This window comes from Solwaraspora sp. WMMA2080 (assembly GCF_027497395.1).
Classification (GTDB): domain Bacteria; phylum Actinomycetota; class Actinomycetes; order Mycobacteriales; family Micromonosporaceae; genus Micromonospora_E.
In genome coordinates, this window is sequence record NZ_CP114910.1 from 570741 (window position 1) to 585575 (window position 14835).

Consider the following 14835-nt stretch of genomic DNA (forward strand, 5'->3'; position numbering starts at 1 on the left):
GCTATGATGCTCGCGTGAACCTCAAGGAGTGGGCAGCGTCGACCGGCATCGCGTACATCACCGCTCGGCGACAGTACGCAGCCGGGACGCTGCCTGTTCCCACCTACCGGATCGGTCGACTGATCATGGTCGGTGAGCCGGTCACCGGCACGTCGGCCGAGACGGGGCAGACCGTGGTGTACGCCCGGGTGTCCTCAGCCGATCAGAAATCCGACCTGGACCGGCAAGTCGCCCGGGTCACCGTGTGGGCCACCGGGCGGAAACTCGGCGTCGACTGGGTGGTGACCGAGGTTGGATCCGCGTTGAACGGGCACCGCAAGAAGTTCCTCGCGCTGCTGCGCGACCCGAAGGTGGCAACGATCGTGGTTGAGCATCGGGACCGGTTCGCCCGGTTCGGGGCCGAGTACGTTGAGGCGGCGCTGGCCGCGCAGGGCCGCCGACTGCTGGTGGTCGACCCGGCTGAGGTCGACGATGATCTGGTCCGCGACGTGACGGAGATCCTGACGTCGTTGTGCGCCCGCCTGTACGGGCGTCGCGCTGGCGCGAACCGTGCCCGCCGGGCGGTCGAAGCCGCCACCGAGAGTGGCCCGGCGTGAAAACGATCCAGGCGTACCGGTTCGCCCTCGACCTCACCTCGCGCCAGGAACGCGACGTCCTTGCACACGCTGGGGCCGCCCGGCTCGCCCACAACTGGGCGCTCGCGAAGGTCAAGGCGGTCATGGACCAGCGCATCGCCGAACGCTCCTACGGCGTACCAGACGAGTTGCTGACGCCGTCACTGTCCTGGTCGCTGGCCGGTCTTCGGAAGGCATGGAACGCCGCGAAGCCCGAAGTCGCGCCGTGGTGGGGTGAGGTGTCGAAGGAGGCGTTCAACACCGGTCTCGACGCGCTCGCTCGCGGGTTGAAGAACTGGACTGACTCCCGCAGCGGGAAACGCGCCGGTCGGCCGTCGGGTTTCCCCCGGTTCAAGTCCCGCCGCCGTACCACGCCCAGCGTACGGTTCACCACCGGGGCGATCCGGGTCGAACCGGACCGGATGCACGTGGTGCTACCCCGGCTGGGCCGGTTGAAGTTGCACGAGTCCGCCCGCAAGCTCGCCCGCCGTATTGAAGCCGGCACCGCCCGGATCATGTCCGCGACAGTGCGTCGTGATGGCGGACGGTGGCATGTGTCGTTCACCGTCGAGGTCGAACGCGCCGAACGCAGCCCGGCCCGACCCGGCTCGGTGGTTGGTGTGGACGTCGGTATCCGGCATCTCGCGGTGCTGTCCACCGGCGAGTTGGTCGACAACCCGCGCCACCTCGTGGCCGCGCGGCAACGGATGCATGCGCTCGGCCGGACGCTGTCGCGCAAGCAGGGCCCGGACCGGCGTACCGGACGACGTCCCTCGAAGCGGTGGGAACGGGCCGCGAGCCGGCTCGGTCGCGCTCACGCCCGGGTCGCTCATCTGCGCCGTGACGGGCTGCACAAGCTCACCACCCGGCTCGCCACGACGTACGGCACCGTTGTGGTGGAAGACCTCAACGTCACCGGCATGCTGCGCAACCGGCGGTTGGCCCGGCACGTCGCCGACGCCGGATTCGCGGAGATCCGCCGCCAGTTGGCGTACAGGACCGGACGGAACGGCGGCCGGCTTGTGGTGGCCGACCGCTGGTACCCGTCCAGTAAGACCTGCTCGGGCTGTGGCACGGTGAAAACCAAGCTGGCCCTGTCCGAGCGTGAATACCGGTGTGAGGCGTGCGGTCTAGTCATCGACCGTGACCGCAACGCCGCTGTGAACCTGGCCGCCCTTGCGGCGGCAACCGCCGGGAGTGGCCCGGTGGCAGCACGTGGAGCCGACCAGAAGACCCGCACACGCGGGCAGGTGGCCGTGAAGCGTGAACCCGGCACCGCTCAAGCGGATCAGACCGGGACCGTCCTACCGCAAGGCAGGACTACCAACCGTGCGCTCACTAAAGCCCACTGAGAGGTAACGGCAGGACCCGATCCGGCCCGGCCGGCGCTGGCCGGGCCGGCTGACCCGACCGGCTGAAATCCGAGGAACCCGCGCGTACCGCTGTCGGCGGCTGTCACGATCGGTCGGTCAGTGAGCACAGCCGACGGGGCCCGGTGCGGGCCCCGCAGCGCGGGGAGGCGACACCGTGACGCGTGCCGTCAGGAACACCCGACCCCGGACCACCGCGTCCAACGCCGGCCGGTCCGGCCCGGTACGGGTGGTCTCCCGCAGCGACGCCGGTGTCGCCGTGGTAGCCGCCGCCGCACCCGAGAACACCCCGGCCGGCCCGGCAACCAACGCCGCCTGGGCGTGGTCGATCCGCCGGTTCAGCCGGGTCGCCATCTGGACGTTGCCGCTGTACGCGATCGCGTTCGGCATCGGCGGCCTGAGCGGAGTGCGCGGCGGCGGCCCGGCACCCGACCTGGTCGACGGCCGGCCGGCGTACCTGGCCTCCTGGGTGATCGCCAGCTGGCTGGGGCTGGTTGCGCTGGTCGCGATCGCTGGGATCCACGCCGCCGCCCGCAGCCGGGGCACCGCCGTCTCGGCGCTGCTGGTCGGCCTGGCAGGTACGGCACTGACGGTGCCGTTCGTCGGGCTGCCCGACGGCACGACCGTCTACGGTACGTCGGCCCGGTCGATCGCCCTGGTCGGTGCCGCACTGTACAGCTTCGGCTGGCTGCTCGCCGGTGCCGCGGTGCTGCGTTCGGAGCTGTTCAACCGGCTCGACGGCTGGCTGCTGATCGTCGCGTCCCCGCTGCTCGGGCTCGTCGGGCTGCTCTCCGGGCCGCTGCAGACCGTCGGCGCGGTCCTCACCCTGACCGCCGGGATCGGCCTGGCCTGGTCCGCCGGCCGGATGGTGCCCAGCATCCAGGTGCCGGCGACCGCCCCGGCCAGCTCGCGTTAAGCCGGGTCGTCGCGGCACAGCTCCCAGAAGGCGACCGCCGCCGCCGTCGCCACGTTGAGCGAGTCGACGCCGCGTCGCATCGGCACGGCCACCCGTACGTCGGCGGCCTGGACCGCCGCAGTGCTCAGCCCCGGCCCTTCCGCGCCGAGCAGCAGCGCCGGCCGGGCCCGGGCCGCGGAGTCCAGCCGCTGGACCGGCACCGCGTCCGGTGCCGGGGTCATCGCGAGCAGCCGGAACCCGGCGGTACGGACGGTGGCCAGCGCCGCCGGCCAGGCCGCAGCCCGGGCGTACGGCACCGCGAACACCTCGCCCATGCTGACCCGCACCGACCGCCGGTACAGCGGATCCGCGCAGGTGGGGGAGAGGACCACGGCGTCCATGCCGAGTGCCGCCGCGCTGCGGAACAGCGCACCCAAATTGGTGTGCGTGTTGATCCCTTCGCAGACGACCAGCCGGCGGGCCCGGTCGAGCACCTCGTCCAGGCTGGGCAGGGCCCGGCGGTGGAACGAGGCGAGCACGCCCCGGTGCACGTGGAATCCGGTGATTGACTCCAGCACCGCCGGGGTTGCCGCGTAGACCGTCGCGTCCGGCGGCAGGTCGGCGAGCTGGTCGACCCGCTTGGCGTCGACCAGCACCGACCGCAGCCGGTAGCCGGCCCGCAGGGCCCGCCCGATGACCAGCTCGCCCTCGGCGATGAACAGGCCGTTCGGCGGCTCCCACCGGGTCCGCAGCTCGACGTCGGTCAGCGCCCGGTAGTCGGCGATCCGCTCGTCGTCCGGGTCCATGATCTCCGTTGTTGGCACACCGGGCATTGTGCCGGTCGCCGGGGTAGCGTTCTGCGGGTGTTCCCGACCGTCCGTGAGGTGCTGGCGCTCGACCCGGTGCGGAACGGCGGACCCCGGGTGGTCGCCGCCGAGGAGGGTCTGGACCGACCGGTGCGCTGGGTACACGTTACCGAGGTGCCGGACATCGCCAGCCTGCTGCGCGGCGGTGAGCTGGTGCTGACCACCGGGATCGGGCTGCCCGCCGACGACGCCGGCGTGCGGGCCTTCATCGCCGACCTGGCCGAGGTCGGCGTCGCCGGCCTGGTGGTGGAGCTCGGCCGCCGCTACCACGGCGGGGTGCCGAAGGCGATGGTCGCGGCCGCGCACCGGCGCGGGCTGCCGCTGGTGGAGCTGCGCCGGGAGACCCGGTTCGTGTTGATCACCGAGGCGGTGCACGCCCTGATCGTGGACGCCCAGCTGGCCGAGCTGCGGGCGACCGAGGAGATCCATCAGCGGTTCACCGAGCTGTCCGTGGAGGGCGCGGAGGCCACCGAGGTGGTACGCCAGGCGGCCGAGTTGGCCGGCGCGCCGGTGGTGCTGGAGAACCTGTCCCGTCGGGTGCTGGCCTACCACAGCGTCGGGGAGAATCCCCGGCTGCTGCTGGACGGCTGGGAGCAGCATTCGCGCCGGATCCAGCCGACCGGGCGTACCGCGTACCACGCGGACACCGGTTGGCTGGTGACCATGGTCGGTGCCCGGGGCCAGGACTGGGGTCGGCTGCTGCTGCGCTGCCCGGCAGCCGGTCTCAGCGGCTCGGGTGTCTCCTGCGGCTCGGGTGTCTCCGACGGGTCCACCGGGTCGGGCGGTCCGCTGCTGCGGTGGTCGATCCTGCTCGAACGGGCCGCGTCGACCCTGGCGCTCGGCCGGCTGATCCGCCGCGACGCCGAAGGGCTGGAGCGGCAGATTCACCGGACGCTGCTGACCGCGCTGCTGGACGGGTCGCAGCCGGTCGACGAGGTGGCGGTGCGGGCACGGGCGCTCGGCGTCGGCCTGGACCGTCGGCACCTGGTCGGCGTTGCGGTCCGGTTCCGCGACGCAGGTTCCGGTGCCGAGCCCGGTGCGGCCACCGATGCCGGCGGGGCCGGATCGGTGCCGGCGGCGGACAGCGCCGAGGCGGTCCAGGCCCGGCTGCGCGACCTGGCCGAGACGGTCGGCCTGGCGTTGCGGGAAGCCGGGCTGACCGGTCTGGCCAGCCCGTTGGACGAGCACGCGGTCGGCGTACTGCTGGCGGTCCGGGACGCCACGGCGGCGGACCCGGCGCTGGACGGTCTGCTGGCCGCGCTGCACCGGTTGCGCCGGTCCGAGCCGGTGCCGGTGGTGGTCGCCGCCGGCAGCGGGGTGGACAGCGTCCGGGAGGCCCGGCGGACCCTGGTCGAGGCCCGTCAGGTGGCCGAGGCCGGCCGCCGGGACCGCCGCGCCGACCAGGTGCTGCGGCTGCCGGACGTCGGCCTGGCCGGGCTGCTGCACCTGCTGCGGGAGGAACCCCGGTTGCAGGTGTTCGTCGAGCGTGAGCTGGGCGCGCTGCTGGCGTACGAGGCCCGTCATCCCCGGGAGCGGATGCTGGCGACGTTGCGGGCGTACCTGGAGCACGGCCGCAACAAGTCGGCGGCGGCCGCGGCGGTGCACCTGTCCCGGCCGGCGTTCTACGAGCGGTTGACCAGGCTGGGGCGGATTCTCGGCGTCGACCTGGACTCGGTGCAGGCGTGCCTGTCGCTGCACGTCGCGGTGCTGGCGCTGGACGAGGTACGGGCCCGCCCACCGGCCTGACCGCTCACCGGCCTGACCGCCCGCTGGCCAGACCCCCGCCGGGTCGGGAGGTCCGGCGCCGTACCGGGTCGAAGGTCCTGAATCTTCGGGACCCTTGAGTCGCTGCCGGTACATACCCCCCGGGGTATGTTGGGATCTGAATCCGGCAGCCACGAACCACCCGCCGAAGGAGGTCCCGGGCATGTTCTTCGCCCAGTACTACCTGGACTGCCTGTCCCAGGCGTCCTATCTGATCGCCGACGAGACCACGAAGCGCGCCGTCGTGGTCGACCCGCGCCGCGACGTGACCGAGTACCTGGCCGACGCGCAGGCGCACGGCCTCACCATCGAAGGTGTCGTCAACACCCACTTCCACGCCGACTTCATCGCCGGCCACCTCGAACTGGCCGCGCGCACCGGCGCGTGGATCGGCTACGGCCGGCGGGCCGAGGCCGACTACCCGATCCGCAAGCTGGCCGACGGGGAACGGATCAGCCTCGGCGACGTGACCCTGGAGATCATGGAGACCCCCGGGCGCACCCCGGAGTCGATCAGCATCCTGGTCTACGAGCACGCCGACGACCCGGTCGCGTACGGCGTACTCACCGGCGACGCACTGTTCATCGGCGACGTCGGCCGGCCGGACCTGCTCGCCTCGCTCGGCGTCACCGCCGACGAACTCGGCCGGATGCTCTACGACAGCGTGCAGCACAAGCTGATGGCGCTGCCCGACCCGGTGCGGGTCTTCCCGGCCCACGGCGCCGGATCGGCCTGCGGCAAGAACCTGTCCACGGAACGCTCGTCGACCATCGGCGAGCAGCGGGCCACCAACTACGCCTGCGCCCCGATGGACACCGAACAGCTCCTGGCGATCGTCACCGCCGGCCAGCCGGCCGCCCCGGCGTACTTCGGCTACGACGCGGTGCTCAACCGCCGCGACCACGCCCTGTTCGACGTCACCGCCGCACCCACGCCGCTGAGCCCGGCGGAGTTCGCCGCCCGGCAGGCCGTCGGCGCCGCCTGAGCCTGCGACCATCCCCACCTACCAGTTGAGGAGTATCGACAACCATGAGCGAGACTGCCACCCCGGCTGCGCGGCTGCCGCTGATCGGTGACCGGGCACCCGACTTCGCGGCGGAGAGCACCCACGGCCCGGTCCGGCTGGCCGACTACGCCGGCCGCTGGCTGGTGCTGTTCAGCCACCCGGCCGACTTCACCCCGGTCTGCACCACCGAGTTCGTCGGCTTCGCCGAACTGGCCGACGAGTTCGCCGCCCGCGACGTGGCGCTGCTGGGCAACTCGGTGGACTCGGTCTTCAGCCACCTGGCCTGGACCCGGTCGATCCACGACAAGCTCGGCGTGCGGATCCCGTTCCCGATCATCGCCGACCTGGACATGGCGGTGTCGCACGCGTACGGGATGCTGCACCCGAACACGTCCGGCACGGCGGCGGTACGGGCCGTGTTCGTCATCGACGCCGAGCAGATCGTCCGGGCGGTGCTGTACTACCCGATGAACGCCGGCCGGATGATTCCGGAGATCCTGCGGCTGATCGACGCGCTGCAGACCGCGGATCGCGACGGGGTGTCCTGCCCGGCGAACTGGCGATCCGGTGACGACGTGGTGCTCGGTGCGCCGCGTACCGAGGCCGACCTGGACGCGCGGCTGACCGACGACACGGTCAAGCTGACCGACTGGTACCTGGCCACCCGGCCGGACCGGGGCTGACCCGGCGACCTGCCCGGGGCCCGGCGACCCACCGGGCCCCGGCGATCGTCGGGCTCCGGCGTCAGGCCGGTCCGTCGGGCTCCGGTGTCAGGCCAGGGAGAGGAACAGCTTCTCCATCTGCTCCAGGTTGGCCTTGCGCTCGGTGACGTCGGCGTCGGGGCCCATGCACTGTTCGAGTCCACTGGCGATGACCTTGAAGCCGGCCCGGTCGAGCGCCCGGGAGACGGCGGCGAGCTGGGTGACCACCTCGGCGCAGTCCCGGCCGGACTCCAGCATCGCGATGATGCCGCGGATCTGGCCTTCGGCCCGCCGTAGCCGCTTCACCACGTCCGCCGTGGTGTTCTCCTCGACCTGCATGGCGAGTTCCTCCTGGTTCGGGTCTCCCGCTGGTGCTTCGGGCCTGCCCAGCTGGGTTTACACGATACACCCGGGGGTATCACTTGCAGATGTCCGTTCATTCGAACATACTGGGTCTGTAGATACCCCCAGGGGTATACGCGAGAGCGGAGGAGCACCCGTGGAACTCATCTCATTCCGTACCCCCGGCCTCGGCGACCAGTCCTACCTGCTGGTCCACGAGGGCAAGGGGGTGCTCGTCGACCCGCAGCGCGACATCGACCGCTTCCTCGACGCCGCCGCCGAACGTGACGTCGACCTGCGGTTCGTCCTGGAGACCCACCTGCACAACGACTACGTCTCCGGCGGACCGCAGATCGCCCGACGGACCGGCGCCGAACTGGTCCTCCCGGCCGGCGCGGCACCGACCTACCGGCACACCCCCGCCTTCCACCTCGAGGACATCAAGGCCGACAACCTCACCCTGCGCCCCGTCCACACCCCCGGTCACACCCCGGAACACACCAGCTACCTGGTGCTGATCGACGGCGAGCCGGTCGCCGTCTTCTCCGGCGGCAGCCTGCTCGTCGCCTCCGCCGGCCGACCCGATCTGCTCGGCCCCGAGCGGGCCCGCACCCTGGCCCGGCTGCAACACGGCTCGCTGCACCGCCTCGCCGGTCTGCCCCGGGCCGTCGAGCTCTACCCGACCCACGGTGAAGGTTCATTCTGCACCGCCACCGGCGCCGGCCGGTTCACCTCCACCATCGGCGACGAGGTCGACACCAACCCGCTGCTCGGCATCGGCGACCCGGAGACGTTCGCCGACCGGCTGCTCGCCGAGCCGATGCCGATCCCGGCCTTCTACCAGTACATGGGCCCGGCCAATCTGCGCGGCGGCGAGCCGATGCCGGCCGTCGAGATCCCGGAGATCACCGCCGCCGATCTGCCGACCACCGACGACACCCGGTTGCTGGACATCCGGCCCCGGCCCGCCCAGGCCGCCGGCCTGCTGCCCGGCTCCGTCGGCATCGAGCTCACCGACGACTTCGGCAGCTGGGCCGGCTGGCTGCTGCCGTACGGCGCACCCGTCGTGCTGGTCGCCGAACCCGACCAGGACGTCACCGAAGCCGTCGTCCAACTGGCCCGCATCGGTCTCGACACCGTCCAGGGCGTCCACCGGCCGGCCCCCGCCGACCAGCTCGGCCCCGGCTACGAACTGCTCGACCTGGACAACTTCCGCCAGCGCCTGGCCCAGCCCGACGCGCAACTGCTCGACGTACGGATGCCCAACGAGCGGGCCCAGGCCAGCTGGCCGGGGGCGGTCGAGCGCTTCCTCGCCGACCTGGTCACCGACGGCATCCCCGCCGAGCTCGACCCGCAGCGACCGGTCCTGGTCGCCTGCGGCAGCGGCCGACGGGCCGCCATCGCCGCCAGCCTGCTGGTCCGCGCCGGCCACCGGCCCGCCGTACTCAGCGGCGCCGGCGTCGCCGACCTGACCACCGAATCCTGACCACCACCGCACGACCCCGACCACCGCACGGAGGAACGACATGCCCCCCACCACCAACCCGAGCATCCAGGTGCCCGCCGCCCGCGCACTGCTGGCCGGCAACCCCGACACCCTGGTCGTCGATGTGCGTACCCCGGCCGAGTTCGAGACCGCTCACATCGACGGGGCGATCAACCTGCCACTGGACCAGGTCGACGCCCACCTCAACCGGATCGTCGCCGACGCCGGCGGGCGGATCCTGCTGATCTGCCAGTCCGGCAACCGGGCCAACCAGGCCTGCGCGAAACTCGCCGACGCCGGCCTGGACGGCGCGACCGTGCTCGACGGCGGGATGAACGCCTGGATCTCCGCCGGTGCCCCGGTGAACCGGGGCCGTCAGCGGTGGAGCCTGGAACGTCAGGTGCGGCTGGTCGCCGGCGGGATCGTGCTGGTCTCGGTGCTGGCCAGCATCTGGTACCCACCGGCCCGGTACGTCGCCGGACTCATCGGCGCCGGGCTGACCTTCGCGGCGCTGACCAACACCTGCGCGATGGGCATGCTGCTGGCCCGCCTGCCGTACAACCAGGGCGCCGGATGTGACGTCGACGCCTCGCTCACCCGGATCAGCCGGGCCGGCGCGGCGAGATGACCGCCACCGCGTACCCCCGCCAGGAGCGCACCGGCCCGGCGCGGGTCCTGCCCATCCTCGGCTGGCGGCGCGGCTACGACCGGCACACACTGCGGCACGACCTGATCGCCGGCCTCACCGTCGCGGTGATGCTGGTGCCACAGAGCATGGCGTACGCCGCCCTCGCCGGCATGCCACCGGTCACCGGGCTGTACGCCGCGATCGTGCCGGTGCTGGTGTACGCCCTGCTCGGCACCTCCGGCTCGCTCGCCGTCGGCCCGGTCGCCATCACCGCGCTGATGACCGCCACCGCGCTCGCCCCTCTCGCCGACGGCGACCCCGGGCGGTACGCCGCCCTCGCCGGCCTGCTGGCCCTGCTGGTCGGCGCCATCCAGATCCTGATGGGGGTGCTGCGCCTCGGCGCGCTGGTGAACTTCCTGTCCCACTCGGTGCTGTCCGGGTTCACCTCGGCCGCCGCGCTGGTCATCGCCGCCAGTCAGGTCAAGGACCTGCTCGGGATGCGCGTCGAACGCGCCGAGAACCTGCCCGGCATCGTGGCCAGCCTGTGGCACGGCGCCGCCACGATCCATCCGCTGACCGTGGCGGTGGCCGCGGCCAGCATCGCCGGGCTGCTCCTGCTGCGCCGGTACGCCCCGAAGGTGCCCGGCGCGCTGCTGGTCGTCGCCGCCGTCACGACGGTCAGCACCGTCCTGGCGCTCGGCGGGCGGGGCGTACCGATCCTGCGGGACGTGCCGAGCGGGCTGCCCATCCCGGACCTGCCGGCGGTCGCTCTGGCCGACCTGCGGGCCCTGCTGCCGGCCGCGATCGCGATCGCCCTGGTCGGCTACATGGAGGGCATCGCGGTGGCGAAGTCGCTGGCCGCCCGGTCCCGCCAGCACGTCGACCCGAACGCCGAACTCGTCGCGGTCGGCGCGGCGAACGCCGCCGCCGGTGCCTTCCACGCGTTTCCGGTGGCCGGCGGGTTCTCCCGCAGCGCGGTCAACTTCTCCGCCGGGGCCCGCACCCCGGTCGCGTCGGTGGTCACCGCCGTCGTGGTGGGGCTGACCGCGCTGCTGCTCACCCCGGCCTTCCACCACCTGCCCAAGGCGGTGCTCGGGGCGATCGTCGTGGTCGCCGTGCTCGGGCTGGTCGACTACCGGGGCGCCTGGACTGCCTGGCGGATCCGGCGGGCCGACGGGCTGACCCTGGCGCTGACCTTCGCGGTCACCCTGGTCGCCGGGGTGGAACCGGGCCTGGCCGCCGGGGTGGTGTTCAGCCTCGCGGTGTTCCTGCGCCGTTCGGCCCGCCCGCACACCGCCGAGCTGGGCCGGGTGCCCGGCACCGCGACCTTCCGCAACGTGGCCCGCTATCAGGGTTTGGTCACCGATCCGCAGGTGGTGGTGCTGCGCATCGACGGGCCACTGTACTTCGCCAACGCGCAGTACCTCGCCGACCGGCTGCTGACGCTGGCCGAGACCCGCACATCCCTACGAGCGGTGGTGGTCGACGCCAGCGCGATCGGCGACGCCGACGCCGACGGCGCGCACGCCCTGGCCCAGGCCCGGGAGCGGCTGGCCAGCCGGGGCGTGGCGCTGCACCTGGCCACCGTCCGGGGACCGGTGCGGGATCTGCTCACCCGCTCCGGCCTGTGGCCAACGATGCGGGAGGCCGGGCAGCTGCATCCGGAGGTGGCCGACGCGGTCGACGTCGCCACCGGCGAAGGCGGGGCGACCGGCGGTGACGGGACCGCGGACACCGGCTCAACGCCCCGCCTGCCGCAGGAGGTGTACTGACGTGCCGGACCATGTTCCGGGAGCGATTGTCCATCGCACGTCCGGCTCCGCCCCGAACCGGATCTCAGGCCAACGCGCTGAGGACCTTCGCGTACGCCGCCGGCACGTGGTGCGGCCCACCGGGCAGCAGTACGTCGGAGGCGTCGACCGCCGGCCAGGCCTGTTCCGGCACCGCCGCCATCAGCTCCCGTACCAGCGGGGCGTCGCGCCACTGCGGCGACCCGGCGAGCATCCGCAACGCGACGAGGGACTCCTCGATCTCACCGACACACTCGAACGGCTTGTGCCCGTCGAGGCCGAGCAGCTCCCGGTAGCCGGCCAGCTGGGCCGGGTCGGCGAGCAGGTCGACGCCGAAGATGCCGACCAGTCGGTCACGCGCCATGAACGGTGCGAACGCCAGGAACACGAACCGGCACTTCGGGCACGCCCCGCACCAGCGTTCACTGCGGTCCCGCAACTTGAACGCCGCGTTGCAGCTGGTCACCACCGGGTCGTAGCCGGTCGAGCGGGCGTACAGCTTCGCGATGTGCAGCTCGGACAGGGTCCGCAGCAGCGAGAAGTACGGCTCGGTCAGCCCGGCGTGGCCCTGCAGGGCGGCCCGCAGCAGCCCTTCGGCCTCGACACCCTTGGACCACTGATGGTTGATCTCGTGTCCGTTCCAGATCAGGTTCGGGTCGGACGCGGAGCGTTCGTTGGACATCACCACCGGGCCGAGGCCGTGCAGGACCGCCGTACCGACCGCGATCAGCGAGTTGATCGCGGTCACCGGGATGTGGCCGTTGTACGCCCCGGCCGCGTTGAGGTCGAACAGCCGCGGGTCCAACGCCCGGCGGGCGGCCAGCGCCGGCAACCCGGAGGCCGCGTTGACCGCGACGATCACCGGGTTGGGGTTGACCGAGAACGGCACCGGATCGAAGCCCGCCCGGCGCAGCGCCTCCAGGGTGACGATCGAATCCTTGCCGCCGCCGACCGCCGACAACGGCCGCCGGTCGGCGGTGTCCACCGGCGTCGGCGCGCTCGGCACCCCGTCCGGCACGACCGGGGCGAGGTCGAGCACGTGCGGCAGGGCGTTGCGGTACGCGTACTCGGCCAGGCCCTTGGTGTAGACGGCGGTGACCAGCGCGACCGCCTCCGGCCCCAGCGGCGCCGGCACCACCAGCCGCGCCGGTGCCGCCGCCTTGTAGTAGCTGACCCCGGCGACCAGGTGCAGCAACTCCAGGACCCGGCGCACCGTCGACCCGGGTCCGCTCGGCGGCGGGGCGCCGTCGGGCATCGGGAAGGTGATCCGCTCGACGAAGGTCAGCTCCGCGCCGTCGTCGCCGGTGAGTGCGTAGCCCAGCTCGGCTACTCCGATCGCCGGGTCGAACTCCAGCGTGGGAAAGGTGAACGTGGTGAATCGTCCTAGCTCGTCACGGGTCACCCGTGCCTCCTCACTGATCACCGACCAGACATACTAGTCCCGGTTCGGGCCCCTGACCCGGCGCCCGATGACATGCTGGCTCGTGGAGGAGATGACCGGTGCGCCTGGCTGACCTGCGCGGCCGTACCGTCGCGGTGTGGGGAACCGGCCGCGAGGGACGGGCCGCGGTGACCGCGATCACCGCCCAGTCCCCGGCGACGCTGGTCGCCGTCGACGACAGCGCGACGGCCGCCCCGGCGGACTGGGACAGCGGCAGCGCGCCGCTGTTCACCGGCGAGGACGGCTTCGCCCGGCTGGCCGCCGCCGACGTCGTGGTCCGCTCACCAGGTGTGCCGCAGACCCACCCGTGGGTGATCGAGCTGCGCCGACGCGGTGTGCCGATCACCGGCGGCACCGCGCTGTGGATGGCCGATCACGCCGCCCGGACCGTCGGTGTCACCGGCAGCAAGGGCAAGTCCACCACGTCCAGCCTGATCAGCCACCTGCTGACCGCGCTGGGTCGGCGCAACGCGTTCGGCGGCAACATCGGCGTACCGCTACTGGCGATGCCCGAGGCCGACCTGTACGTGCTGGAGCTCTCCTCGTACCAGTGCAGCGACCTGACCGACTCGCCCCGGACCGCCGTGCTGACCTCGCTGTTCCCCGAGCACCTGGACTCGCACGGCAGCGAGGAACGCTACTACTCCGACAAGCTCAACATCATCGCGCACGGTCCGGAAACGATCATTTACAACGGTACGGATCCGAGGCTGACCCGGCGGCTGCTCAACGAGGAGGCGACCGCCGCCGGACTGCCCGACGGCTACCACGTCGCACCCGGCCCGGACGGTCGGCCGTACCTGCACCGGCGGGCCGAGCCGCTGTTCGCCCGAGCGGTGCTGCCGCTGGCCGGCCGGCACAACGAGAGCAACCTCTGCGTGGCGTTGGCGGTGCTCGAAGCACTCGGCGTCGACTGCGTCGCCGACCGGGACGCGGTCGCCGACGCGGTCGCCGGCTTCGCCGGCCTGCCGCACCGGCTCGCCGAGATCGCCGACCCCTCCGGGCTGACCTTCGTCGACGACAGCATCTCCACCAGCCCGTACTCGGCGATGCACGCGATCGACGCGTACGCCGGCCGCCCGTTGACCGTGATCGTCGGCGGCACCGACCGAGGGCTGGACTACACGCCGCTGCGCGAGCACCTCGCCGAGTGTGAGTTGACGGTGATCGGCGTACCGGACAGCGGTCCCCGGATCCTCGACACCCTGGCCGGGCTGCCCGGGGTGCGGACCGCACGGGCCGACGACCTCCCGACGGCGGTCGCGCTGGCCCGCGAGCTGACCCCCGACGGCGGGGTGGTGCTGCTGTCCCCGGCCGCGCCCAGCTACGGACACTTCCGCAACTTCGAACACCGCTCGGAAGTCTTCGCCGCCGCCGTGTGTGACACCGCCCCGGTCCCCGCTCCTCATCCGGCCGGGTGAGGCAGCGGCACGCGCCGGTACGGCTGGCAGCGGCCGGCGTGCCGTCGTTCACCATCGGTCCGGCGCTGGCCGACGAGCTGCTGCGCGACGACCTGACCGACGGGGCGGTGGCCGAGTTCCTGGCGGCCGCGGCCCGCAACGGCTGAAGCCAACCGGTGCATTCCCTGGTAACAGGTGGGCCGGACCGGCTGAATTTCGCGTCGGGTGCTATATAGGACGGCATGATTCGTGACCGGGTAATCGCCTGTCTGCTGTTCGCCGTCGCCTTCGCCGGGCTGGTGATGCAGCGGATGTCCCCGTTCAGCGACTTCCCGTTGGTGGTGGAGGCGGTGGTCGCCGTCGCTGCGGTGACGAGTGGCCTGACCGGTGTGTGGCTGTGGGTGCGCTCGTCGCGGCAACGCTCCGGCGACCCGCAGGCGCAGGCGGGGGCGGAGACGGGAGCGACCACCTCGGACAACTGACAACCCGCGCAGGCCGTCCGGGGCCGTCGGGCGACGCAGTGTCAGGCCGA

The 14835-nt window shown here is 72.5% G+C and carries 14 protein-coding genes and 1 pseudogene; 12 read left to right on the plus strand and 3 right to left on the minus strand.

The window, feature by feature from the left end; genetic code table 11:
* The first annotated feature begins 14 nt into the window (after positions 1 to 14).
* The 3 genes from O7543_RS02600 to O7543_RS02610 all read left to right on the plus strand — a co-directional run bounded on the left by O7543_RS02600 (position 15) and on the right by O7543_RS02610 (position 2900).
* A complete protein-coding gene (locus O7543_RS02600) occupies positions 15 to 596 on the plus strand; it encodes an IS607 family transposase (RefSeq protein WP_281567329.1) in 582 nt (193 codons plus the stop codon).
* Positions 593 to 1966 carry an IS607 family element RNA-guided endonuclease TnpB gene (gene tnpB, locus O7543_RS02605; RefSeq protein ID WP_281555364.1) on the plus strand — a complete coding sequence of 458 codons (1374 nt, stop codon included), beginning with the start codon at positions 593 to 595 and terminating at the stop codon, positions 1964 to 1966. Before O7543_RS02600 ends, tnpB begins: the two co-directional genes overlap by 4 nt.
* A 175-nt stretch (positions 1967 to 2141) precedes the next feature.
* Positions 2142 to 2900 carry a hypothetical protein gene (locus O7543_RS02610; protein ID WP_281555363.1) on the plus strand — a complete coding sequence of 253 codons (759 nt, stop codon included), beginning with the start codon at positions 2142 to 2144 and terminating at the stop codon, positions 2898 to 2900.
* On the opposite strand, the gene O7543_RS02615 is transcribed toward O7543_RS02610, so the two are convergent.
* On the minus strand, positions 2897 to 3685 hold the full coding sequence (locus tag O7543_RS02615; RefSeq protein WP_281567478.1) for an RNA methyltransferase: 789 nt from the start codon (positions 3683 to 3685) through the stop codon (positions 2897 to 2899). The genes O7543_RS02610 and O7543_RS02615 overlap by 4 nt on opposite strands.
* 57 nt (positions 3686 to 3742) lie before the next feature.
* Here O7543_RS02615 and O7543_RS02620 point away from each other — a divergent pair, with 57 nt between their 5' ends.
* The 3 genes and pseudogenes from O7543_RS02620 to O7543_RS02630 all read left to right on the plus strand — a co-directional run bounded on the left by O7543_RS02620 (position 3743) and on the right by O7543_RS02630 (position 7198).
* Positions 3743 to 5491 carry a PucR family transcriptional regulator gene (locus O7543_RS02620; protein WP_281555361.1) on the plus strand — a complete coding sequence of 583 codons (1749 nt, stop codon included), beginning with the start codon at positions 3743 to 3745 and terminating at the stop codon, positions 5489 to 5491.
* Positions 5492 to 5672: 181 nt separating this feature from the next.
* Positions 5673 to 6488, plus strand: a pseudogene (locus O7543_RS02625) (MBL fold metallo-hydrolase); the annotation flags it as partial.
* Positions 6489 to 6538: 50 nt separating this feature from the next.
* The gene (locus O7543_RS02630; protein ID WP_281555359.1) at positions 6539 to 7198 is read left to right on the plus strand and encodes a peroxiredoxin; all 660 of its coding nucleotides are present in this window, start codon (positions 6539 to 6541) and stop codon (positions 7196 to 7198) included.
* A gap of 87 nt (positions 7199 to 7285) precedes the next feature.
* Here the strand turns inward: O7543_RS02630 and O7543_RS02635 are convergent, their stop codons facing one another.
* Positions 7286 to 7555, minus strand: coding sequence for a metal-sensitive transcriptional regulator (locus O7543_RS02635; RefSeq protein ID WP_281555358.1), 270 nt, complete (start codon positions 7553 to 7555; stop codon positions 7286 to 7288).
* Between the two features lie 160 nt (positions 7556 to 7715).
* Between O7543_RS02635 and O7543_RS02640 the strand changes: the two genes are divergently transcribed.
* The 3 genes from O7543_RS02640 to sulP are packed head-to-tail and all read left to right on the plus strand — an operon-like array spanning position 7716 to position 11444.
* A complete protein-coding gene (locus tag O7543_RS02640) occupies positions 7716 to 9044 on the plus strand; it encodes an MBL fold metallo-hydrolase (protein WP_281555357.1) in 1329 nt (442 codons plus the stop codon).
* A gap of 40 nt (positions 9045 to 9084) precedes the next feature.
* On the plus strand, positions 9085 to 9672 hold the full coding sequence (locus tag O7543_RS02645; RefSeq protein ID WP_281555356.1) for a rhodanese-like domain-containing protein: 588 nt from the start codon (positions 9085 to 9087) through the stop codon (positions 9670 to 9672).
* The gene (sulP, locus tag O7543_RS02650; protein ID WP_281567330.1) at positions 9669 to 11444 is read left to right on the plus strand and encodes a sulfate permease; all 1776 of its coding nucleotides are present in this window, start codon (positions 9669 to 9671) and stop codon (positions 11442 to 11444) included. Before O7543_RS02645 ends, sulP begins: the two co-directional genes overlap by 4 nt.
* Positions 11445 to 11508: 64 nt before the next feature.
* On the opposite strand, the gene O7543_RS02655 is transcribed toward sulP, so the two are convergent.
* Complete coding sequence (locus O7543_RS02655) at positions 11509 to 12864, minus strand: hypothetical protein (protein WP_281555354.1); 1356 nt, start codon at positions 12862 to 12864, stop codon at positions 11509 to 11511.
* Positions 12865 to 12962: 98 nt separating this feature from the next.
* Between O7543_RS02655 and murD the strand changes: the two genes are divergently transcribed.
* The 3 genes from murD to O7543_RS02670 all read left to right on the plus strand — a co-directional run bounded on the left by murD (position 12963) and on the right by O7543_RS02670 (position 14785).
* Positions 12963 to 14324 (plus strand): UDP-N-acetylmuramoyl-L-alanine--D-glutamate ligase, encoded by a 1362-nt coding sequence (gene murD / locus O7543_RS02660; RefSeq protein ID WP_281555353.1) that lies wholly within the window; start codon positions 12963 to 12965, stop codon positions 14322 to 14324.
* Positions 14321 to 14470 carry a hypothetical protein gene (locus O7543_RS02665; protein ID WP_281555352.1) on the plus strand — a complete coding sequence of 50 codons (150 nt, stop codon included), beginning with the start codon at positions 14321 to 14323 and terminating at the stop codon, positions 14468 to 14470. Before murD ends, O7543_RS02665 begins: the two co-directional genes overlap by 4 nt.
* Positions 14471 to 14545: 75 nt before the next feature.
* Complete coding sequence (locus O7543_RS02670) at positions 14546 to 14785, plus strand: hypothetical protein (protein ID WP_281555351.1); 240 nt, start codon at positions 14546 to 14548, stop codon at positions 14783 to 14785.
* Positions 14786 to 14835: the final 50 nt, after the last annotated feature.